This window comes from Ruegeria sp. CF8 (assembly GCF_056537285.1).
On sequence record NZ_JBQFRG010000006.1, the window covers coordinates 40,471 to 60,684 of the forward strand.

The 20,214-nt window shown below is 58.5% G+C and carries 22 protein-coding genes; 10 read left to right on the forward strand and 12 right to left on the reverse strand.

Translation table 11 applies throughout. The annotated features are described in order from the left end of the window. Together ACR0EV_RS14540 and rpsU are read right to left on the reverse strand one after the other, a co-directional pair. Positions 1-1,203 (reverse strand): CAP domain-containing protein, encoded by a 1,203-nt coding sequence (locus ACR0EV_RS14540; RefSeq protein WP_480800746.1) that lies wholly within the window; start codon positions 1,201-1,203, stop codon positions 1-3. Positions 1,204-1,498: 295 nt separating this feature from the next. Then, positions 1,499-1,705 (reverse strand): 30S ribosomal protein S21, encoded by a 207-nt coding sequence (gene rpsU, locus ACR0EV_RS14545; RefSeq protein ID WP_005614280.1) that lies wholly within the window; start codon positions 1,703-1,705, stop codon positions 1,499-1,501. A gap of 111 nt (positions 1,706-1,816) precedes the next feature. Between rpsU and ACR0EV_RS14550 the strand changes: the two genes are divergently transcribed. Both ACR0EV_RS14550 and ACR0EV_RS14555 read left to right on the forward strand, forming a co-directional pair. Further along, positions 1,817-2,509: a COQ9 family protein gene (locus tag ACR0EV_RS14550; protein ID WP_480800747.1), complete on the forward strand. Its 693-nt coding sequence runs from the start codon at positions 1,817-1,819 to the stop codon at positions 2,507-2,509. A gap of 61 nt (positions 2,510-2,570) precedes the next feature. Further along, on the forward strand, positions 2,571-3,557 hold the full coding sequence (locus ACR0EV_RS14555) for an NAD(P)H-quinone oxidoreductase (RefSeq protein ID WP_480800748.1): 987 nt from the start codon (positions 2,571-2,573) through the stop codon (positions 3,555-3,557). Between the two features lie 30 nt (positions 3,558-3,587). Here ACR0EV_RS14555 and ACR0EV_RS14560 read toward each other — a convergent pair whose 3' ends face one another. Next, positions 3,588-4,445 (reverse strand): DUF2189 domain-containing protein, encoded by an 858-nt coding sequence (locus tag ACR0EV_RS14560; protein WP_480800749.1) that lies wholly within the window; start codon positions 4,443-4,445, stop codon positions 3,588-3,590. Positions 4,446-4,638: 193 nt separating this feature from the next. Between ACR0EV_RS14560 and ACR0EV_RS14565 the strand changes: the two genes are divergently transcribed. After that, positions 4,639-5,622 carry a quinone oxidoreductase family protein gene (locus tag ACR0EV_RS14565; protein WP_480800750.1) on the forward strand — a complete coding sequence of 328 codons (984 nt, stop codon included), beginning with the start codon at positions 4,639-4,641 and terminating at the stop codon, positions 5,620-5,622. A 49-nt stretch (positions 5,623-5,671) separates the two neighbouring features. On the opposite strand, the gene ACR0EV_RS14570 is transcribed toward ACR0EV_RS14565, so the two are convergent. From ACR0EV_RS14570 to ACR0EV_RS14605, 8 genes are all read right to left on the reverse strand, one after another. After that, positions 5,672-6,208, reverse strand: coding sequence for an outer membrane protein (locus ACR0EV_RS14570; protein ID WP_480800751.1), 537 nt, complete (start codon positions 6,206-6,208; stop codon positions 5,672-5,674). Between the two features lie 260 nt (positions 6,209-6,468). Next, positions 6,469-6,945: a YHS domain-containing (seleno)protein gene (locus tag ACR0EV_RS14575; RefSeq protein WP_171093801.1), complete on the reverse strand. Its 477-nt coding sequence runs from the start codon at positions 6,943-6,945 to the stop codon at positions 6,469-6,471. Between the two features lie 176 nt (positions 6,946-7,121). Further along, on the reverse strand, positions 7,122-7,397 hold the full coding sequence (locus ACR0EV_RS14580; RefSeq protein ID WP_480800752.1) for a hypothetical protein: 276 nt from the start codon (positions 7,395-7,397) through the stop codon (positions 7,122-7,124). Continuing rightward, complete coding sequence (plsY, locus tag ACR0EV_RS14585) at positions 7,394-7,999, reverse strand: glycerol-3-phosphate 1-O-acyltransferase PlsY (protein ID WP_480800753.1); 606 nt, start codon at positions 7,997-7,999, stop codon at positions 7,394-7,396. The genes ACR0EV_RS14580 and plsY overlap by 4 nt, the downstream gene beginning before the upstream one ends. Then, on the reverse strand, positions 7,999-9,279 hold the full coding sequence (gene pyrC, locus ACR0EV_RS14590) for a dihydroorotase (RefSeq protein ID WP_480800754.1): 1,281 nt from the start codon (positions 9,277-9,279) through the stop codon (positions 7,999-8,001). Before pyrC ends, plsY begins: the two co-directional genes overlap by 1 nt. 445 nt (positions 9,280-9,724) lie before the next feature. Continuing rightward, entirely contained in the window at positions 9,725-10,111 is a 387-nt protein-coding gene (locus ACR0EV_RS14595; protein ID WP_480800755.1) for a hypothetical protein, read from the reverse strand. Continuing rightward, entirely contained in the window at positions 10,096-10,614 is a 519-nt protein-coding gene (locus ACR0EV_RS14600) for a hypothetical protein (protein ID WP_480800756.1), read from the reverse strand. Before ACR0EV_RS14600 ends, ACR0EV_RS14595 begins: the two co-directional genes overlap by 16 nt. Then, on the reverse strand, positions 10,611-11,546 hold the full coding sequence (locus tag ACR0EV_RS14605) for an aspartate carbamoyltransferase catalytic subunit (protein WP_480800757.1): 936 nt from the start codon (positions 11,544-11,546) through the stop codon (positions 10,611-10,613). Before ACR0EV_RS14605 ends, ACR0EV_RS14600 begins: the two co-directional genes overlap by 4 nt. A gap of 176 nt (positions 11,547-11,722) precedes the next feature. On the opposite strand from ACR0EV_RS14605, the gene ACR0EV_RS14610 reads away from it, so the two are divergent. From ACR0EV_RS14610 to ACR0EV_RS14640, 7 genes are all read left to right on the forward strand, one after another. Next, on the forward strand, positions 11,723-12,286 hold the full coding sequence (locus ACR0EV_RS14610) for a hypothetical protein (protein ID WP_480800758.1): 564 nt from the start codon (positions 11,723-11,725) through the stop codon (positions 12,284-12,286). A 17-nt stretch (positions 12,287-12,303) separates the two neighbouring features. Continuing rightward, positions 12,304-13,071: a uracil-DNA glycosylase gene (locus tag ACR0EV_RS14615; protein ID WP_480800759.1), complete on the forward strand. Its 768-nt coding sequence runs from the start codon at positions 12,304-12,306 to the stop codon at positions 13,069-13,071. Then, entirely contained in the window at positions 13,068-13,667 is a 600-nt protein-coding gene (locus ACR0EV_RS14620; RefSeq protein ID WP_480800760.1) for a metallophosphoesterase family protein, read from the forward strand. The genes ACR0EV_RS14615 and ACR0EV_RS14620 overlap by 4 nt, the downstream gene beginning before the upstream one ends. Beyond that, positions 13,664-14,284 (forward strand): LysE family translocator, encoded by a 621-nt coding sequence (locus tag ACR0EV_RS14625; RefSeq protein WP_480800761.1) that lies wholly within the window; start codon positions 13,664-13,666, stop codon positions 14,282-14,284. Before ACR0EV_RS14620 ends, ACR0EV_RS14625 begins: the two co-directional genes overlap by 4 nt. 6 nt (positions 14,285-14,290) lie before the next feature. Then, the gene (gene moaB, locus ACR0EV_RS14630) at positions 14,291-14,833 is read left to right on the forward strand and encodes a molybdenum cofactor biosynthesis protein B (RefSeq protein WP_480800762.1); all 543 of its coding nucleotides are present in this window, start codon (positions 14,291-14,293) and stop codon (positions 14,831-14,833) included. A 106-nt stretch (positions 14,834-14,939) separates the two neighbouring features. Continuing rightward, complete coding sequence (locus tag ACR0EV_RS14635) at positions 14,940-16,388, forward strand: efflux RND transporter periplasmic adaptor subunit (RefSeq protein WP_480800763.1); 1,449 nt, start codon at positions 14,940-14,942, stop codon at positions 16,386-16,388. Between the two features lie 5 nt (positions 16,389-16,393). Beyond that, positions 16,394-19,795: an efflux RND transporter permease subunit gene (locus tag ACR0EV_RS14640; protein ID WP_480800764.1), complete on the forward strand. Its 3,402-nt coding sequence runs from the start codon at positions 16,394-16,396 to the stop codon at positions 19,793-19,795. Here the strand turns inward: ACR0EV_RS14640 and ACR0EV_RS14645 are convergent. Then, the gene (locus ACR0EV_RS14645; RefSeq protein ID WP_480800765.1) at positions 19,792-20,211 is read right to left on the reverse strand and encodes an NUDIX hydrolase; all 420 of its coding nucleotides are present in this window, start codon (positions 20,209-20,211) and stop codon (positions 19,792-19,794) included. The two genes, ACR0EV_RS14640 and ACR0EV_RS14645, sit on opposite strands and share 4 nt — an antisense overlap. Positions 20,212-20,214 lie beyond the last annotated feature (3 nt).

Genomic DNA, 20,214 nt, shown 5'->3' on the forward strand with positions numbered 1-20,214 from the left:
TCAAGCGGCTTCGTTCATGCAGCCAGTGTCGTAGAAATTGAACACATAGATGTCCGCGCCCTCTGTCCCGTCTGCATCATAGCAAGTGGCAACGGGGTCTTCGGCCGGATCCACATCATCGGTGTCTACGACCATCATGTCATCCTCGACTGAGTCCGACGGGGTCAAGTCATCGGTTGCCCAATCGAACTGATCAATCTGTGCCAGAACGTTGTTGATGAAAGCTTCCAACTCGGCAAGGAAGGCTGCCACGTCAAAACACCCGCCCGGTTCTTCTGTAATGGGAGTTTCAGGCGCAGGCTCGGCCACGTCGGTATCGGGCGTTTCGGCATCCGGCTCCTCAGGTTCGGCGACGTCGGTGTCGGGCGTTTCGGTATCCGGCTCCTCGGGCTCGGCCACATCGGTGTCGGGCGTTTCGGCATCCGGCTCCTCAGGCTCGGCGACGTCGGTATCGGGCGTTTCAGCATCCGGCTCCTCAGGTTCGGCGACGTCGGTGTCGGGCGTTTCGGCATCCGGCTCCTCAGGCTCGGCCACATCGGTATCGGGCGTTTCGGTGTCCGGCTCCTCAGGCTCGGCCACGTCGGTATCGGGCGTTTCGGCATCCGGCTCCTCGGGCTCGGCGACGTCGGTATCGGGTGTTTCAGTGCCTGGGTCCTCAGGTTCCGCTACATCGGTGTCAGGCGTTTCAGTATCGGGATCCTGAGGTTCCACCACATCGTCTGTGGGTGGAACTGGCGCATTGCCGTTATCCAGCATCACAGCGCTGTCAGTGGCGGCGAAATTCTGAGTGACCATCACCGCGTCGAATCCTTGCATGTCACCTGTTTCTATGCCGATGCCAATATATTCGAAATCAGGGTTCAGGATGTTTGCTCGGTGTCCGGGGCTGTTCATCAGGTTTTCGTGCAACTGCGCGACATCATCGCTGATGCCAGGCTCGCCGCGTTCTGATTGCCAGGCGATGTTCTCACCAGTGCGCCAACTGCCGGACAGGTCTAAACCTGCATCCTGCATGCGCTCAGTTGCGCTAGACCCTCCCTCGCCAGTATGGCTGAACGTGTCCGTTTCCAGCATCCAGCTGCTGTGATCTTCGGATGAATCGTTCAACTGTCTCTCCAGTTGCAGCGGGGTGATCCCGCGGGATGTGCGCTCGGCGTTGATCAGCGCAAGCATTTCTTGCTCGATTGAACTTGCAGTCGACATGGTAGCCTCCGTTTGTAGGTGTCGTCCGATTAGACGTCGCCAGTTACAAGCGGCTTGCTGAGATCAGATAGAGGTGCAAAATTTTTAGGCGAATTCTGGCAGGGCGATGCTACCAATGCGGGATTCGCTGCGCTGCAAAATGCCGGGCAAAATGTTGCTGGTGGGGAAATGGCGGCTTGTCGCACACCCTGAACCACGAGTCGGCGGAATAAATCCGAAACCTGAAACGACAAACCCCCGGGCGTGGCCTCGGGGGTCGTCAAATAGTGTCATCCAAAGCTGGATGAGGAAAGTCTTAGAGCAGACCTTCGCGCTGGGCTTTCTTGCGTGCCAGTTTACGGGCACGACGAATCGCTTCAGCTTTCTCACGCGCTTTTTTCTCGGACGGTTTCTCGAAATGTTGCTTCAGCTTCATTTCACGGAACACGCCTTCGCGCTGCAGCTTTTTCTTCAGGGCACGAAGCGCCTGATCGACGTTATTGTCGCGAACACTAACCTGCATGTGGTTGTCACCACCTTTCTAGATAGAGTTGCAAGGAAATTGCAGGAGTTGGCCGTATAGCAAAGCCGCCCTAACTTGTCTAGTACTGGGCCCGACAACCGGAGAACCGCCATGACGACCACATATGAAGAAGCAAAACAGCAGCTTTTGGATGCGATGCTGATCCATGTTCCCTTCGACGGCTGGTCGGAAACCAGTTTTCGCGCCTCTATTTCCGATTGTGAGCTGGATGACGGTTTGGCCCGCGCGATTTGTCCACGCGGGGCGGTTGATCTGGCGCTGGCCTATCACGCACGCGGCGATCAGGCGATGCTGGATCGCATCAAATCCGAAGATCTGAGCGGGCTGAAATTCCGCGACAAGGTTGCCGCTGCCGTTCGGTTCAGGTTGCAGGCGGTCGAGGACAAAGAACTGGTACGCCGTGGCATGACGCTGTTTTCCTTGCCGACCCATGCGGCAGATGGGGCCAAGGCGGTTTGGCAAACCTGCGATCTGATCTGGGATGCGCTGGGCGACACGTCGGACGATGTGAATTGGTACACCAAACGGGCCACTCTGTCGGGTGTCTATTCGTCGACGTTGCTGTTCTGGCTGGGCGATGACAGCCCCGATCATCAGCGCACGTGGGAATTTCTGGACCGCCGGATTGACAATGTCATGGAGTTTGAAAAGCTCAAAGCGCAGGTGCGCGACAATCCGGTGTTGAAACCGTTTCTGGCGGTTCCAAACTGGCTGGCCGGGCAGGTGAAAGCGCCCATGAGAATGCGGGCCGATCTTCCGGGGATGTTGAACCCACGAAAGTAGACCATCTTGGCGCTAGGCCCCGGCCCGGATGCCTGCTAGGCATTGCGCAAAGGAGGTGCCTATGACCCAGATGATGCGCGCTGTTGAGATCACCAAACCGGGTGGTCCTGATGTTTTGCAACTGACCGAACGACCGATCCCCGAACCGGGTGACGGACAAGTTGTACTGAAAGTCGCCTACGCCGGTGTGAACCGTCCTGACGCGCTGCAGCGGGCAGGGGCCTATGATCCGCCGCCGGGGGCCAGCGACTTGCCCGGGCTTGAGGCCTCGGGCGAGGTGGTTGCCGTAGGTGCAGGGGTTGAAGGACTGTCGGTCGGCGACAAGGTTTGTGCGTTGCTGCCGGGTGGGGGCTATGCCGAATACGTCGCCACGCCTGCCGCCCATTGTCTGCCAGTGCCTGCGGGGATGGGAATGAAAGAAGCGGCGTGTCTGCCGGAAACATTTTTCACCGTCTGGTCAAATGTATTCACCCGTGGAGGTCTGAAGGCGGGTGAGCGGTTTCTGGTCCATGGCGGCTCCAGCGGGATCGGCACAACGGCAATCCAACTGGCCAATGCTTTTGGTGCGCGCGTTTTTGCGACCGCTGGGTCCGATGAGAAATGTGAGGCTTGCGTCAAGCTGGGCGCGGAAAAGGCGATCAATTACCGCAACGAAGATTTTGTGGCTGCCCTGCGGGCCGAGGGCGGGGCGAACCTGATCCTCGACATGGTGGGTGGCGGCTACATCCCGCGAAATGTCAAAGCGTTGGCCGAGGATGGCAGGCTGGTTCAGATCGCGTTCCTGCAAGGCCCCGTGGTCGAATTGAACTTTGCCCTGATGATGGTCAAACGTCTGACCCTGACAGGCAGCACTTTGCGCCCGCAAAGTGATTTGGCCAAAGCGCAGATCGCGCAAGACCTGCGTGAAGCCGCCTGGCCTCTGCTTGAGGCGGGAAAGGTTGCACCGGTTATGGACAGCGAATTTGATCTGGCCGAGGCTGCTGCTGCCCATGCACGCATGGAAAGCTCTGGCCATATTGGCAAGATTGTCCTCAAAGTCGCGGGCTGATTGTTGAATGCGCGGGCTTGTCCCGCGCGTTCACGCAACCGCGCGGCGGTACAGATGCCATGTGGCATGGCCCAGAACGGGCATAACCACGATCAGACCCAACAGCATTGGCAATGCGCCCAAAAACAGCAGTGCCGCCACGATGAACCCCCAGGTCAGGATGACGCCGGGGTTCTCACGCAAGACACGAAACGACGTCACAACCGCCACCGGCAGCCCCACCCTGCGGTCCAGCAGCAATGGAAAGCTGACAACGCTGACTGCCAAAGCGCAAAGGGCAAACACGAATCCAACAGCGGTTCCCGCGATAATCATCGTCCATCCCGCAGAGGTGGTGAGAACCTGTGTTGCAAATGCACCAAGGGACGCGGGTACTTCAGGGCCCATTGTGTAAGTATGAATGGTTTGTGCGACCATCAGCCAGACTAAAAGCAGCATGACCAGATAGAACCCAAGTACCAGAATTGCACCGAAGGACGGTGATCTGAAGACACCGAACGCATCTAACCAATGCACTGCACTGCCTTGTTCCCGCTTGCGGCTAATCTCGTAAAGCCCCACGGCGGCGACTGGTCCGATCAAGGCAAAGCCGGCGACAAGCGGAGCCAGAAGCGGAACCAGATTCATGTTCAAAGCAAAGCCGAACATCAAAAGCCCTGCGATCGGGTAGATCAACACAATGAACACGGCATCCGCCCGCGTTTCGAGAAAGTCGTCGTAGCCCGCGCGCAGACAGGCGCGCAGGTCTTGCAGCGTCAAGGTTTGCACCATTGGCAGCTCTTTGGTGTCCGCGCTGCCCAGGCGCGAGACGCTTTCCGAGACATGATCACCTGCCGCCCCGAGATTTCGGGCGGTCCAGCTGATCGGGTTTCCGATTGTTTTGGCCATTTTCCTCCCCTTCCCTGGCGAAAACTGCGCCGCGGGGCGGATCCGGCATCACGTTGCCCGTGGCCGGACCAGCCGGCAACGCCTGATTGCAGTATAGCACAGTTTTACGAAATCCAGATCAATAGTCTGGCATCGGACGGATTGCCCTGTGTTGAAGTCATGTTAGCTTGAGGGCAGGCAATAGGAGGTCAGGATGCAGAATACAGCAAAAACAGTTATGATTCATGAGTTTGGCGGCCCCGAAGTCCTGCGGATCGAAGACCGGCCGCTCGGCGACCCCGGACCGGGCGAAATCCGAATTCGTCACGAAGCCTGCGGTCTGAACTTTATCGATGTATATCAACGGACTGGCTTGTATCCTCTGGATCTTCCGCACGCGCTGGGCATGGAGGCCGCAGGTGTTGTCGAGGCTGTTGGCGAGGGGGTAACGCACCTGGAACCGGGACAGCAGGCCGCCTATGCTGCGGCACCGTCAGGGGCCTATTGCGAGGCCCGTGTGATGCCCGCAGCGCAGGTTTGCCCCTTGCCAGATGACATTACATTTCAGACTGCTGCGGCGATGATGCTTAAAGGTTTAACGGTGGAATACCTGTTTCATCGAACGACTCCGTTGAAACGCGGCGATACTGTCCTGTTTCATGCAGCCGCCGGTGGTGTTGGGCTGATCGCCTGTCAATGGGCAAAATCCGAGGGGATCACATTGATCGGGACGGCTGGAAGTGATGAAAAATGCAGCCTGGCCCGTTTCAACGGGGCTGCGCATTGCATCAACTACCGGACTGAAAATTTTGCCGAGCGCGTGGCCGAGATCACCAAAGGACAGGGTGTAGATGTGGTGATGGATTCAGTTGGGGCGGACACGTTCGAGGGATCTTTGGATTCCCTCAAGCCGCTGGGCATGATGATTTCCTTCGGAAATGCTTCGGGCCCGGTACCGCCCTTCAATATCGGTGTTCTGGGTCAAAAGGGGTCACTTAAGATCACCCGGCCCACGCTGTTCACGCATATCTCGGATCACGGGGTGTGTCAGGCAATGGCCCGAAGACTGTTCGGCAAAGTTGAAGGCGGTGAGGTCAAGATCCATGTGGATCAACGCTTTGCGCTTGATCAGGTTGCTGATGCGCATCGCGCGCTGGAGGCGCGACAAACAACCGGCAGCACAATTTTGGATGTGTGAGAAACGACCCGGCTGGAATGCCGGGTCCAACTTGCTTAACAGGTGAGCTTCAGAACCGATAAGAGGCTCGGATTTGCAACGTGGTCGCGTCAACGTCGACGCCGCTTCCATTGAAGTTGCTGAATTCGTGGTACAGCAGTTCACCACCGATGCTCACATTGGGTGCCACGATTTGCTCATAGCCCGCGCCAATGAACCAACCATCGTCGCTTCCCAGGTTGTCAGTTCCGGCTTCGGCGTAACCTGCAGTTCCGTATAGCAGACCTTGCGGGTTCACCTTGTATCCTGCGCGCGCTTTCAAACGCCATACGTCTTCGACGGTCACCGGAACATTAGACAGGCCAACATCAGCCCAGTCATAGTCGAAACCGCCGCCGACAACCCAGTCGCCCAGGTCATAGTCGTAGCCCAGAATAACACCACCGATTGCGCCGTCTCCGTCGACGCCAGCCACATTGGTGTCCACATCGATGTAACCCAACTGCAAACCACCGTAGAAACCGGTCCAATTGCCCGAGGATTGCGCTAGGGCCGATCCGGCCGTCAGTGTCGCGGCTGTTGCGATGAGAGCCAATTTCAAAGTCATCTCATTTCCTTTCGTTCGAAACTCAGCACCAGTGAGAATGCGCTCACTTATGCAGACCGATACGATCCAGCTTGGTCACTGGATCATTGATTTCTACCTATTCCAGCCCGAAATCCGGCGCTTGAAGATACAGGCAAGCGCCCGTGCCCTGTTCAGCCGGGCACTTGGTATACTGAAAAGATAGGAAAGGATCAGAGGTCTTCAAACGATATGCGGCGGCGGAACATTCCGCCGCCGACACAGCATTGCGTTTCAGCGGATTATTGCGCTTGCAGCTCCGCAGGGGTTTTGTCGGCAATGGTTTCCCAGTTTGCGCTGGCGCTTTCGATGAAGCCCGGGATGTCGCCTTCCCAACGTTCCTGGATATCTTGCGACAGGTTCAGGTACAGCTTGTTGTCAACGATTTTCCAGTGGTTCGGATCGCCGTCGAACTTGAAGCCCATGGCCGCGCCGAAAGCACAGTAACCACCATATGCAGGCAAGTATGCTTCTGGGTTGGCTTCAAAGGCGGCTTTGTTTTCTTCTGACGAGAAACGGTACAGCGCTTCATCATGCAGCGTGGTGATGCGGTAGTCGCCCTTGGTTGCTTCACCGGCGGTGAAGTAGGCAACCGGATCATAGCCCTGCATCGCCAGGCCGGTCGAGCTTGCGTTGATTTCCACGCCTGCGGCCAAAGTCGAAGTTGCCAGCGCGACAGACAGGGCGACGCCGCCGATCAGAGATTTAAAAGTGTTCATTGCTTCACCTTTCGTGAAAGGAGCCTTGTCTTGGTGCAAACGCAGGCCCCGGTTGTTGTCCTGTGCGGCCCGTAATTGACCGTCACGACAGCGATCTGGGAAGCGGGGTGATCACGTTCAAAGCAATGAATTGTGATTGTGCAGCAGCAAAGATGTCATGTTCAAAAATGTAGAGCTTAGCTGGCTTGGTCAGGCACAAGGCCCAGTACAAAACTGATTACTTTGCTGGCGGGCATTTCACAGGGCCGCAGCAACGCCCCGCTGTTGCGCGTCTGGTACAGGTTCAAGCTGATATAGTCTGCGCCGCCCCGTTCATGGGCGACCAGTTTGTGGGACTTGCCACCAGCCATCCGCTGCCGCACGACAACATAGCTGCGCCCATTAGAAGTGCCGTTAAAGCTGCCTTCCGGCAGCGCCAGAAACGCTGACAAGAACGCGTCGGGAGCCGTCACGGTTTCCCGATTTTCGGTTCTGTCCCGGCCTTGATCCGCGCCACATTCGAGCCATGACGCCAATAGATCAGAAGCGTCAGGATGATCCCCAGAATGAAGCTCGATCCGTTTGTAAGCACCAACACCCAGGTTGTGGACAGCGCCGCCGCGGCCAGTGCGCCGACCGACGAGATCCGCCAGATTGCGGCCGCGACCAGCCAGCTCAGGCAGCAGGCCACACCAACGCGCCAGTCCAGCGCCAGCCACAGCCCCAGAAAGGTTGCCACGCCTTTACCGCCCTTGAAGCCCAGCCAAATCGGGAAGCAATGGCCCACAAATGCCATAAGCGCTGCGATTTGGGCTGCATCTTCGCCCGCATAAGCACGCGCAACAAGAACGGCCACAGCCCCCTTGGCGGCATCAAATAGCAACGTCAGGGCAGCAGCGGCCTTGTTTCCAGTGCGCAGGACGTTCGTGGCCCCGATATTGCCCGATCCTATTTCGCGCAGGTTGCCCAGCCCCATAACCTTGGCCAGTATCAACCCAAAGGGAATGGACCCCAACAGGTATCCAATCAATGCCCACAAGAGCAAATCCTCTGCCGAATTTCCGATAATGGGCATTAAGATCTCCGGAACACTTCTTGGCCTGCAACATAAGTCGCAAGGACCTTACCTTGCATCCGCTGACCGTCAAATGGCGTGTTTTGCGATTTGGATTTTAAGGCGAACCGATCAAGCAAAAAGGGCACATCCGGGTCGAAGAAAACCAGATCAGCTGGGGCGTCTTTGGCCAATCGACCGCTTTCCAATCCCAACCGTTTTGCAGGGTTGAGCGCCATGGCCCCAAACAGCGTCGGCAGGTCCAGTTGATCTGCGTGATACAGGCGAAGCGCTGCAGGCAGCAGCGTTTCCAAAGCGACCGCACCCGAGGCCGCCTCTTCAAACGGCAGGCGCTTACTTTCTTCGTCCTGCGGTGTGTGCATCGAACTGATGATGTCGATCAGCCCTGTCCGAACAGCCTCGATCACCGCTTGCCTGTCGTCCTCGGACCGCAGCGGCGGTTTGACCTTGAAGAAGGTGCGATAGTCGGCCACGTCCAACTCATTCAGGGTCAGATGGTGGATCGATGTGCCGGCAGTGATGTCCAGCCCATTGCGTTTGGCCCGTACCAGCGCGGGCAGGGCACGGGCGGTGGTGATCTGATCGGCGTGGTAGGCCGCTCCGGTCATCTCAAGCAGGGCAATATCGCGATCCAGACCCATGCGTTCTGCCATGGGCGATACGGCAGGCAGGCCGCGCAACGCTGCGAACTTGCCGCTGGTCGCCGCCGCCCCGGCGCTGAGTCCGGGTTCCTGAGGATGGGCGATCACCAACGCGCCGCAGGATTTTGCATAAGTCAGCGCTCGAGAAAACACCTTGGTGTTGGTGATGACATGATCGCAATCGGTAAAAGCCACAGCGCCTGCGTCCTGCAAAAACCCGATCTCGGTCATTTCGCGCCCTTCGCGCCCTTTGGTCAGTGCAGCCATCGGCAGCACGTTGACAGGCGCATCCGCCTGCGCGCGTCGGGTTGCGAATTCCAACGTCTCTGGAGTATCCACTGCTGGCAACGTGTCGGGACGGGTGACGATGGTGGTCACACCTCCGGCGGCGGCGGCCAGACCTGCGGATTTGTAGCTTTCCTTGTGCCGCTCGCCCGGTTCACACACCTTGACGCCGATATCGACGATGCCGGGGGCGAGGCACTTTCCGTTGCAATCGATGATCTGACCGTCAGAACCCGGCGCGCTTCCTTCCCCTCGGGCGACAATCCGGCCATGGGCCACCTGTAGCCAGCCAGTCGTATCCGTCCCAGCCTCAGGGTCGATCATGCGGGCGTTGGTGAAGAGAACAGAAGTCATTGTGCGGCCTCTCGGGCTTGGTCCAGAGCCTGCAATGCGGCTTCTGGGTCGGACAGGTATTCAAATACAAGAAACAGACGGCGGGAGAATACTATGTTTCGACCGCTGAGATGGTATTTCAGCTTAGTATCAACGGGTACGTGCTTGGGCTTGAAAATCGCGCTGATCCACCATGCTCGGCGAGTAGTAACGACGTAGACGCGCCGAGACCGAATAAACCGATCCAACCAGATGAAAAAAGACAGTAGAATCGTACAACCGACCAACTTCCAAAAGTCCCGTACAGATTCCGCGAACCACGGGCTTGCGAGCCACGCCGAACAAAGACAAAGGATCAGAATTCTGTAAGCCCATCCGACACGCGGCGGAAAAAATCTGTCACTTGGCTTTCCAACCCACAAAACCCTTTCGGATTTGGGTATTGTCTCGCGCCACCACTCGTCGCTCATCCAATCGCCCTTTCAATGGCGGCTTTAGTGGCGACGGGGTCGGCTTGATACTTGATCAGGTGCTTGTCACCGCCCTTGGTGACGATCTGAACAAAGCTGCCCATGATGTTGACCGCCTGGATTTGATTTAGCGGCACCTTGCGCGCGCCGGGGCCGGTTAGGGAGGTGTCCGACATCTCCCATTTTGTGAACAGCTCTTCCGAGGCCAGATACCAGGCGCGAATGCCAATGGCAGCCAGACCTGCGGGTGCTCCGGTCCAGATGTACGGATTTCCGATCAGCCACAGAACGACCATTGCACCAGCCATCGCGACGGCGGCCAGCCAGGCGTTGGTGCGGATATAGGCCCCTTTGTCAGGGGCGAAGATCACAGGATCAGCCATATGACGCCTCCGATGACCAAAAGCGCGGCCAGCGCCAGAATGGCTGACCCGATACGGCGTGGGTGATCATCCAATGGAGTGGTCTGAGGTGCCGAAAATGGCTTGGCGCTTTCGGTTTCGATGACCCCTCCGGTCCAGTTCGTGGCCTCTTCCGTGAACAGACCGAACAGACGCAGACGCGGATCGGGCTTCAACGTCGCCGGGCGTCCTTGGAACGCAGCGCTGCGCAAGACCATAACCCAGCCGTTTATCGCGGCCAGAGCGTCCTGATCCAACTGATCCGGAGACACGGCGCAGCCTTCTGTCAGATAGCCATACAGCCCGAGGTCATCAAGGTCGGCAACCGGGAAGATATCTATCTGCTCAGGATCCAGCCCGTCCGCCCCAAGCACCTGATCGGCGGCACCCGGTTCGCGCAGGAACTTCGCCTCTTCCGGGCGCATGTCCAGCGTGAACAGGCGCAAGACGCCGCGTTCGTGGGGTGCAACGGTCAGATCGCTCATGCGGCCTCGCGCAGGTTGCGGGCCAGCAGATCCATCGCGGCCATACGAACGGCGACGCCCATTTCCACCTGTTCCTGAATGACGGATCGGTTGATGTCGTCGGCCAGCGTGCCGTCGATCTCAACCCCGCGGTTCATCGGGCCGGGATGCATGACGATCGCGTCTGGTTTGGCCTGCGCCAGCTTCGCGGCATCCAGACCATAGCGGTGATAGTATTCGCGTTCCGAAGGGATGAACCCGCCATCCATCCGCTCTTTCTGAAGGCGTAGCATCATGACGACATCGACGTCCTTCAGACCCTCGTTCATGTCGTCATAGATCTCGGCCCCAAACTCGGCGAACTGGCCGGGTACAAGTGTCGGCGGGCCGATTAGGCGAATACGGTTTTCCATCTTGCCCAGCAGGATCAGGTTTGATCGCGCGACGCGGGAATGGGCCACGTCGCCGCAAATCGCAATGTTCAGCCGGTGCAGGCGGCCCTTGGCGCGTCGGATGGTCAGCGCGTCCAACAGGGCTTGTGTGGGGTGTTCATGCTTACCGTCGCCCGCGTTCAGAACAGCGCAGTTGACCTTTTGTGCCAGCAGATCGACCGCGCCGGAATGCGGATGCCGCACAACCAGAAGATCCGGGTGCATCGCGTTCAATGTCATCGCCGTGTCGATCAGGGTTTCACCCTTCTTGATCGAACTGGCCTGCATTGCCATGTTCATCACATCTGCACCCAGACGCTTGCCCGCCAGTTCGAAACTGGCTTGCGTGCGGGTCGAGTTTTCAAAGAACATGTTGATCTGGGTCAGCCCCGACAGCACGTCCGAATGCTTGGTCGACTGACGGTTCATGTCGACATAGGTCTCGGCCAGATCCAGAATTTCGGTAATATCGGATTGGGACAGATGCTCGATGCCAAGAAGGTGACGATGGGCGAAACGCATGGGCGGGCTCCTGTCTGACAATCGGGCCGCTTATAGGAAGCTGTGCAGCGCAAGGCAACCTAAGGTTCCGTGCCCTCTGGCAGTTTTTCGCAGCCACCCGCGGGCAGGCATTGTTCGCCCGGCTTGCACCATTTGCCATAGCCGCAGTCGATAGCCTTGATCGGGACGCAGCCTTGATGGGCCGAACATTTGAAGCCGGGGCGGCATTGCGACCCGGTTTCCTCGCACAAGAACCATCCTGGACGGGAACAGCCCCCGCCGGGCAGGCAGGCCGAACCGCGCGCGCAGGTGCGCCCGTCATCGCAAGTTTTGGGTGGTGTTGTGTCCAGATCGGGTGCGATCCGTTCACACTCGCCACGCCCATTGCAGAAACTCCCGCCCGGGCAATCCAGACGAGACGTGCATTTGTTCGCGCCTGCAGGTGCACATCTGGTTCCACCGGCCACGCAACGTTCGAACGGGCCGCAGGTGCGACCGCCGCCGCAATAGGTGCCGCCCAGCGGAATACAGTGACCATCAAAGCTGCATCTTTGCCCGCCCGAACAGCAGGTGCTGCCACATTTGAACTGCCCCGCACGGCACTGTCCCTGAGTGTTGTGGAACGTCGCCAGAACCGGATCGCCGGTCAGGGCCACCACAAGCCCGAGCAGGAGGAATCGCAGAGTTCTGAGCATCGCGCCCCGATGGTCGGCGCGACAGAGCGACCGATCAAGCCCTATTCGCTTTCCCTCGGCGCGTAGGCAGGTAAATTGTCCGTATGGAATCGGGCTTGGACTATTACTCTGCACGGGCGTTGCTGGAATGGCAGGTCGAATTGGGTGCAACCGAGGCAATCGGGGACGCGCCGGTTGATCGGTACGCGTTGCCGGATACGTCGCCCAAGCCCAAGAAGGCAGAAGCAACCCCTGTGGCCCCGGAAAAACCCAAAAGGGTTGACCCGGTTGCGGTCGCGCAAGCGGCATCTAAGGGGGCGGGTTCGCTGGACCAATTGCGCGCGGCGATGGAGGCTTTTGATCATTGCGAGCTAAAGCGCGGGGCACGGCAGCTTGTATTTGCCGACGGTACCCCCGGCGCAAAAGTGATGATCATTGGCGAGGCTCCAGGTCGCGACGAAGACCGTGAAGGCAAACCCTTTGTTGGTCGCGCCGGTCAATTGCTGGATCGGATGCTGGCGGCAATCGATCTGGATCGTACGCAAAACGTCTACATTACCAACGTGCTGCCATGGCGACCGCCGCAAAACCGCGATCCCAAGCCCGAAGAAATCGGGATGATGAAACCCTTCTTGGAACGGCATGTGGCGCTGGCCAAGCCCGAAGTTCTGGTGGTGATGGGCAACATCAGTTGTCAGGCGGTGCTGGGAAAACGGGGCATTACCCGTTTACGCGGCAATTGGGAACAGGCAATGGATTTGCCGGTCATCCCGATGTTCCACCCGGCTTACCTGCTGCGCCAACCACAGATGAAACGGCAGGCCTGGGCGGATCTGTTAGAGCTGAAGGCGCGGCTGAGAGGTGGTGCATGAAGGTTCTGGCCTTCTCTGATTTGCACATGGCACGCAATCGCGCCGCAGATCTGGTGGCGGCCAGTGTTGAGGCGGATCTGGTCATTGGCGCGGGTGATTATTGCAACATGCGTCAGGGTCTGGATGCGGCGATGCAGATGCTTGTAGGCATAACTGCCCCACTGGTGTTGATACCCGGAAATGCAGAAAGTGCCGAAGAACTGAGTGACGCCGCCCCGGAAGGTGTCCATGTCCTGCATGGATCTGGCATGACTGTAGATGGGTTGCGCCTGTTTGGCCTTGGCTACGGTGTGCCGCCCACGCCGTTTGGTGACTGGTCCTGCGACCTGACGGAAGGTGCGGCGACCGAGATGTTCGACCGGTGCGATGCGGCTGATGTCCTGATCGTGCATTCTCCGCCCAAAGGCTATGGGGATCAGACTTCTCAAGGCATGTCAGTCGGGTCGACGGCCGTGCGCAACGCCATAGAGCGGCTGCAACCGGGTCATGCGGTCTTTGGTCATGTACACGAAAGTTGGGGCTATCGCGGAACTCTGGGCCGAACTCAACTGGCCAATCTTGGGCCGAAACTGAATTGGTTTGAGGTAGAGCCATGATCGATACCATCACTTTGCTGGCCTTCATTCCCGCTGCCTTGGCGCTGAACTTCACGCCGGGTGCGGATATGATGTTTTGCTTTGGTCAGGGGTTGCGATCCGGCCCACGGCCTGCGGTCTCGGCCAGTGCCGGTGTCGCAGTCGGGTTGATGATCCATGTTCTGCTGGCCGGTTTGGGTCTGGGCGCTGCAGTTGCGGCGATGCCGTGGCTGTTTGACGTGATCCGCTGGATGGGCGTGACGTATCTGCTCTATCTGGCCTGGGGCGCGATCCGTAACGGTGCGATCACCGAAGATGCACCGGTCCGCCCAACCCATCTGGCATTTCGGGACGGGATGCTGGTCAACTTGACTAACCCCAAGGTCATCCTGTTTGTGCTGGCCTTCATCCCGCAGTTTGTAAACCCTGCTTCGGGCTCTGTTCTGCTTCAGTTTCTGACCTTTGGTGTGATCATCGCGATCGGAGCGTTTGTGGTGAACGGGCTGGTGGGCATATTCGCGGGAGGTGCGGGTCGGGTGCTGGTTGGCAACCCACGCGCCTCTCGCATTATTGGCTGGGTTACAGGGGGTATTTTTGCTGCGCTCGCCATCCGGCTTGCGATTATGGAAAGGGCCTGACGACAAATGTCGCGCATTGACGAAAATAAAGAGTTCATCCCGGTCAGAATTGCCGTTCTGACCGTGTCGGATACACGGTCGATGGACGAAGATCGCTCGGGCCAGACTTTGGTGGACCGGATCGAAAAGGCGGGTCACGTGGTGGCTGATCGCAGGATCATCCGGGATGAACGTGATCAGATCGCCGATCAACTGCGCGCCTGGGTGGCAGATGATCACATAGATGTCGTGATCTCGACCGGAGGCACCGGTTTGACCGGGCGCGACGTAACGGTCGAGGCGCATCGGGATATCTATGAGAAAGAGATCGACGCCTTCGGCACCGTGTTCACCATTATCTCGATGGAGAAAATCGGCACTTCGGCGGTTCAGTCCCGCGCAACGGGCGGTGTTGCCGGTGGCACGTACCTGTTCGCACTGCCGGGCAGCCCAGGAGCCTGCAAGGATGCGTGGGACGGGATACTCGAAAAACAGTTCGATTATCGCCACCGCCCCTGCAATTTTGTGGAAATAATGCCCAGATTGGACGAACACCTGCGACGGAAGTAGACTGGTTGTACGTTCAATTCCGTGTAACCGCTTTGTGGCTTGGCATAATTCGCGATCCAGCTACATGTTGGGAACGGCAGCTTGGTGCAACCGGGGTAACTGACTGATGCGATTTCTGCGGCAAAGCCTTGTCGGTATTTTTCTAGCGTTTCTGACGCTGGCTTTGCTGTTTGTTGCAGCGCAGATCATCATTGGTGCGGTGCAGGATGTTCTGGCACGAGACGATACAACGCCACCTTCGCGCGAAAGGGTATTTGCGGTGTCGGTGCAACAGGCCGAGGCTGAAACGGTTACTCCCTATCTTGAGGCGTTTGGAGAGGTCCAAAGCCGCCGCAGGCTGGAATTACGCGCAGCGCTGGGCGGGCGCGTGATCGCGCTGGCCGAGGACTTTGAGGATGGCGGTGCAGTCACGGCGGGTGAGATTCTGGTCGAACTGGACCCGGCGGATGCACAATCAGCACTCGATCGGGCCAAATCCGATCTTTTGGATGCTCAGTTTGAGGAACGCGATGCCGAACGCTCATTGCTGTTGGCTCAGGACGAACTGAAGTCGGCTGAGGCGCAGGCGGACCTGCGCGAAAGAGCGCTTCAGCGTCAGCGTGACCTGGAATCCCGTGGAGTTGGCGCCGCAGCCAGCGTGGAAGAGGCTGAACTGGCTGCGACCTCGGCGCAGCAAGCGGTTCTGGCCCGCCGAATCGCGCTGGCGCAGGCAGAATCCCGTGTTGATCAGGCCATGACTTTGCAGTCCCGTGCGGTGATCGCGTTGGAAGCAGCAGAGCGTGACCTAGAAGACATGACTATTCGGGCCGGCTTTGGTGGCACACTGACCGACGTGACACTGGTGGAAGGGCGATTGGTGTCGGCCAACGAAAAGCTGGCGGAACTGGTTGATCCCAATGCCCTTGAAGTGGCGTTCCGCGTATCGACCGCGCAATATGTCCGCCTGCTGGATGAAACCGACCGACTGATCAACGCCCCGGTTACAGTGTCGCTGGAAGTCACCGGTGCGGATCTGACTGCTGCGGGTCAGGTCAGTCGCGACAGCGGTTCGGCCGGCGAAGGACAGACCGGGCGGCTGATCTATGCCCGACTGCAAGAGGCGTCGGGTTTCAAGCCCGGTGACTTTGTGACGGTTTCGGTCCAAGAGCAGCCGGTCGCAAATGTCTACCGATTGCCGTCCTCAGTGCTTGATGCGTCGGGTACGGTTCTGGTTCTGGGCGCGGACGACCGCCTGGAGAGTCTTCAAGTGCAGTTGGTTCGCAGGCAAGGGGATGAAGTCCTGCTGAGAGGCGATGGGTTGGAAGGGCGCGAAGTTGTCATCGGGCGTACGCCGCTGCTGGGCTCGGGTGTGCGGGTTCGGCCGTTGCGGGTTGAGGCCGGTGCAGACCCGGACATGGTCGAGTTAAGCCCTTCGAAACGGGCCGCACTTGTGGCGCAGATTGAGGCCAGCGAGACAATGCCACAGGACGAGAAATCGCAGCTGCTTGGCCAATTGCAGGAGGCGCGCGTGCCAGCCGCTCTGATACGCCGTCTTGAAACCAAGGCCGGAGGCTGAGCGCCATGATGCGCGAGATACCCGGCGCAGCGGGCGGCATTCTCAGTTACTTCACCCGTCACCGGACCGTTGCCAATCTTCTGTTGCTGGTGATGCTGGTTCTGGGCGCGGCGGCCATTCCAAACATGCGGGCACAGTTCTTTCCCGACGTGGTCTTGGAACGCGTCGATGTCACCGTCTCGTGGGAGGATGGTGGACCCGAAGATATGGATGCGGGGATTGTCCAGCTTCTGGAACCTGCGCTTTTGGCAGTGGAAGGCGTAACAAGCACAGAGGCCAGCTCTTACCCCGGCTGGACGCGGATCAGACTTGAGTTTGAACCAAACTGGGATGTATCCCGCGCGGTCGAGGATGTCAGAACTGCGGTGGATGGCGTCTCGGACCTGCCTGAAGACGCCGAGGAACCTAAAATCCAACGTGGCGTTTGGCGCGACAGGGTGACGGATCTGATTATCAGCGGCCCAACAGACACCACGCAACTGGCCAAGCTGACCGATGAGCTGATCAACCGCCTTTTCGCTGCCGGTGTCACCCGCACCAGCATCCGAGGTATTGCCGCACCGCAGATTGTTGTCGAAGTGACAACGGCACAGTTGATTGCAAATGACATCACAATGGCCGAAATCGCCTCGGCCATCGGGGCCGAAGTAAATACGGATCCAGCAGGTGAAGTGGAAGGCGCGGGTGCGCGCATTCGGGCCGGGACAGAAAAGCGAAGACCTGAGCAGATCGAAGCCATTGCGCTGCGAACCAATGACGATGGGTCGAAACTGCGGGTTGGTGACATAGCCCGCATTCGGGTCGAAGGGGTTACGCGCGACCGCAGCTATTTTGTCGGTGACCACCCGGCCATGTCGATCCGGGTTGACCGGTCAAACCAAGGCGATGCCATCGAAATCCAGCACACAGTTGAAGATGTCGCCCGCGAGATGCAGGCCAGCGTGCCCGAAGGCGTGAAGATCGAGTTGATCCGCACCCGGGCCCAGGCCATCACCGACCGCCTGAACATCCTAGTCGACAATGGACTGATGGGATTGGGCCTTGTGGTCTGTCTGTTGTTCCTTTTCCTGAATGCTCGCATCGCTTTCTGGGTTGCGGCTGGTATTCCTGTGGCCATGTCGGCTGCCATTGCGCTGATGTATCTGGGTGGATTATCGCTGAACATGGTCTCGCTGTTTGGCCTGATCATTACCCTCGGCATTGTGGTTGATGACGCCATTGTGGTGGGTGAACACGCCGATTTCCGCGCCCGCCGTCTGGGCGAGCCGCCTGTGGTGGCGGCGGAACGTGCCGCCCGGCGAATGGCGATGCCGGTTTTGGCAGCAACTGTCACGACGGTGATCGCGTTCTTCGGTCTGACATTGGTTGGTGGTCGCTTCGGAGAGCTGATCCGCGATATTCCTTTCACGGTGATCGCGGTTCTTATCGCGTCGCTGGTTGAATGCTTCCTTATCCTGCCCAACCATATGGCACACGCGATCGCGCATTCCGCCAAGGAGCACTGGTACGATCTGCCGAACCGTGTTGTGAACCGGGGCTTCCGTTGGGTGCGGGACCACCTGTTCCGCCCGTTGATCGCCTGGGTGATCTGGGCGCGATACGTCGTTGTGGCTTTGATGATCGCGATTCTGGCCAGTCAGGTAGCCTTGTTCATCCGTGGCGATGTGAATTGGCGCTTCTTCAACGCGCCAGAACGCAGCTCAGTCAGTGGTGGGTTCATCATGCGCGAAGGCTCGACCCGGTCGGATACGCTGGAAATGATGCGCATTCTGCAGGACGCAACAGATGAATTGGGCCAGATCTATGAAGAGCGTTATGGCCAGAATCCGATTGAATTTGTTCTGGCCGAGATCGGAGGCACCGCTGGCCGTGGTCTGGCGGCGGCAGACGGAAAAGACGGCAGCGTGCTGGGCGGGATTTCGATCGAATTGATTGACGCCGATCTGCGACCCTATTCCAGTTTTGAATTTGTGGGCGAATTGCAGGACTTCGTGCCACGGCACCCGAATGTCGAAGTGTTGACTTTCCGGGGCTGGCGGTCCGGCCCCGGCGGTGATGCCATTGACGTGCAGTTTTTTGGATCGGACGTGAATGTCCTGAAGTCGGCGTCTGAGGATCTGCAGGCCGCATTGTCGAAATTCCCCGAAGTCTCGGCGCTAGAAGACACTCTGGCCTATGACAAGGAAGAGTTCATTCTGGATCTGACAGCCCAGGGGCAAGCTTTGGGCTTTCGGATCGAAACGCTGGGCCGCGCGCTGCGCAACCGCCTGAACGGGGTCGAAGCGGCCACCTTCCCGGACGGTCCACGCAGCACTGAGATTCGAGTTGAATTACCCGACGGCGAGTTGACGGCAGATTTTCTTGAGCGGACCCTGATGCGTTCGCCGGATGGGGTTTATGTACCCTTGGCCGACATCGTTTCCGTTGAGCGCAATACAGGTTTTTCGATCGTCCGGCGCGAAAACGGCATTCGGGTGGTTTCGGTCACAGGTGATATCTCCGAGGATGACCCGGCGCGCGCAGCTGAAATCGAACGGATGATGCAGGATGAAATTCTGCCGAACATCGCTGCCGAACGTCAGGTTGAATGGCGCATGTCGGGTCTGAGTGAGCAAGAAAACGAGTTCCTGACCGAAGCGCGCACAGGTTTGGTCCTGTGTCTGACCGGGATCTACCTTGTGCTGGCCTGGGTGTTTGCAAGCTGGTCGAGGCCGTTGGTGGTTATGGCGATTATCCCCTTTGGCCTCGTTGGGGCGATCTGGGGCCACTACATCTGGGATGTGCCTCTCAGTATGTTCACGGTGGTCGGATTGTTGGGCATGACCGGGATCATTATCAACGACTCAATTGTGCTTGTGACCACAATAGATGGGTATCAGCAGGATCGCGGTCTGGTGCCGTCAATTGTTGAGGGCACAGCCGACAGGCTTAGGCCTGTTATGCTGACCACACTGACAACGGTTCTTGGGCTTGCGCCGCTGCTCTACGAAGGGTCACAACAGGCACAATTCCTGAAACCGACCGTGATCACCTTGGTCTATGGGCTTGGGTTTGGGATGCTTCTGGTTCTGATCCTCGTGCCTGCCCTGCTGGCGATCCTCAATGATGTTGCGCGTCCGATGACAGCCATGCGCCGCGCGGTGCGCGCGCCGGACCGGGTGGTTCGGGGCGCTCTGATGAGTACAGCCGCCGCCTTGGCGGTTTGGTTTGCTCTGACGATGATCTGGCCAACTGTCACCGGTGCGCCAATTGATATCTTCCAGGGTCTTTATGCTGACGCTGAAGGTATCCCGGTTTTGCAGATGGGGCTGGGCGCGTTCCTGGCCGGAGCCCTGACTATTCTGGCTTTGAGCATAGTGCTGTCCGGGTTGCTGTATGGCCGGCTCTCCCGGTCAGCAGGAACCTAACCATTACGCAGAGCGTATTCCATCAGATCGGCAACCCGCGCGCTCATCGGCAGGTCGCCTTCGCGTATCTGTTCGATCGGGAACCAGCGTGCATCCAGTGCGTCGTCGCCAGCTTCGGGCGCGCCAGAGAGATACGTGCAGGCGACACCAACCAGAAGGTAGTGGGACAGGACCTGCCCATTTGGATCGTGCCGCAGAAGATCCAGATTTTTTAGGTAGTGCGACGGCTCTGCAATCACCGAGGTTTCCTCACGCAGCTCGCGCTGGGCAGCTTGCAGAACGGTCTCACCCCATTCCACATGCCCGCCTGGAAAGCCCCACAACCCGGCATCCGGCTGTTTGCTGCGTTGTACCAGAAGCACCTGATCCTGATGCAGAACAACCGCCAACGCGCCGATTTTTGGAGTTTGGATCACTAA

Excerpts from the sequence above, each read along its gene's own strand:
- ACR0EV_RS14540 (WP_480800746.1), bottom strand. The coding sequence starts at position 1,203 with ATGTCGACTGCAAGTTCAATCGAGCAAGAAATGCTTGCGCTGATCAAC.
- rpsU (WP_005614280.1), bottom strand. The coding sequence starts at position 1,705 with ATGCAGGTTAGTGTTCGCGACAATAACGTCGATCAGGCGCTTCGTGCC.
- ACR0EV_RS14550 (WP_480800747.1), top strand. The coding sequence starts at position 1,817 with ATGACGACCACATATGAAGAAGCAAAACAGCAGCTTTTGGATGCGATG.
- ACR0EV_RS14555 (WP_480800748.1), top strand. The coding sequence starts at position 2,571 with ATGACCCAGATGATGCGCGCTGTTGAGATCACCAAACCGGGTGGTCCT.
- ACR0EV_RS14560 (WP_480800749.1), bottom strand. The coding sequence starts at position 4,445 with ATGGCCAAAACAATCGGAAACCCGATCAGCTGGACCGCCCGAAATCTC.
- ACR0EV_RS14565 (WP_480800750.1), top strand. The coding sequence starts at position 4,639 with ATGCAGAATACAGCAAAAACAGTTATGATTCATGAGTTTGGCGGCCCC.
- ACR0EV_RS14570 (WP_480800751.1), bottom strand. The coding sequence starts at position 6,208 with ATGACTTTGAAATTGGCTCTCATCGCAACAGCCGCGACACTGACGGCC.
- ACR0EV_RS14575 (WP_171093801.1), bottom strand. The coding sequence starts at position 6,945 with ATGAACACTTTTAAATCTCTGATCGGCGGCGTCGCCCTGTCTGTCGCG.
- plsY (WP_480800753.1), bottom strand. The coding sequence starts at position 7,999 with ATGCCCATTATCGGAAATTCGGCAGAGGATTTGCTCTTGTGGGCATTG.
- pyrC (WP_480800754.1), bottom strand. The coding sequence starts at position 9,279 with ATGACTTCTGTTCTCTTCACCAACGCCCGCATGATCGACCCTGAGGCT.
- ACR0EV_RS14595 (WP_480800755.1), bottom strand. The coding sequence starts at position 10,111 with ATGGCTGATCCTGTGATCTTCGCCCCTGACAAAGGGGCCTATATCCGC.
- ACR0EV_RS14600 (WP_480800756.1), bottom strand. The coding sequence starts at position 10,614 with ATGAGCGATCTGACCGTTGCACCCCACGAACGCGGCGTCTTGCGCCTG.
- ACR0EV_RS14605 (WP_480800757.1), bottom strand. The coding sequence starts at position 11,546 with ATGCGTTTCGCCCATCGTCACCTTCTTGGCATCGAGCATCTGTCCCAA.
- ACR0EV_RS14610 (WP_480800758.1), top strand. The coding sequence starts at position 11,723 with ATGGGCCGAACATTTGAAGCCGGGGCGGCATTGCGACCCGGTTTCCTC.
- ACR0EV_RS14615 (WP_480800759.1), top strand. The coding sequence starts at position 12,304 with ATGGAATCGGGCTTGGACTATTACTCTGCACGGGCGTTGCTGGAATGG.
- ACR0EV_RS14620 (WP_480800760.1), top strand. The coding sequence starts at position 13,068 with ATGAAGGTTCTGGCCTTCTCTGATTTGCACATGGCACGCAATCGCGCC.
- ACR0EV_RS14625 (WP_480800761.1), top strand. The coding sequence starts at position 13,664 with ATGATCGATACCATCACTTTGCTGGCCTTCATTCCCGCTGCCTTGGCG.
- moaB (WP_480800762.1), top strand. The coding sequence starts at position 14,291 with ATGTCGCGCATTGACGAAAATAAAGAGTTCATCCCGGTCAGAATTGCC.
- ACR0EV_RS14635 (WP_480800763.1), top strand. The coding sequence starts at position 14,940 with ATGCGATTTCTGCGGCAAAGCCTTGTCGGTATTTTTCTAGCGTTTCTG.
- ACR0EV_RS14640 (WP_480800764.1), top strand. The coding sequence starts at position 16,394 with ATGATGCGCGAGATACCCGGCGCAGCGGGCGGCATTCTCAGTTACTTC.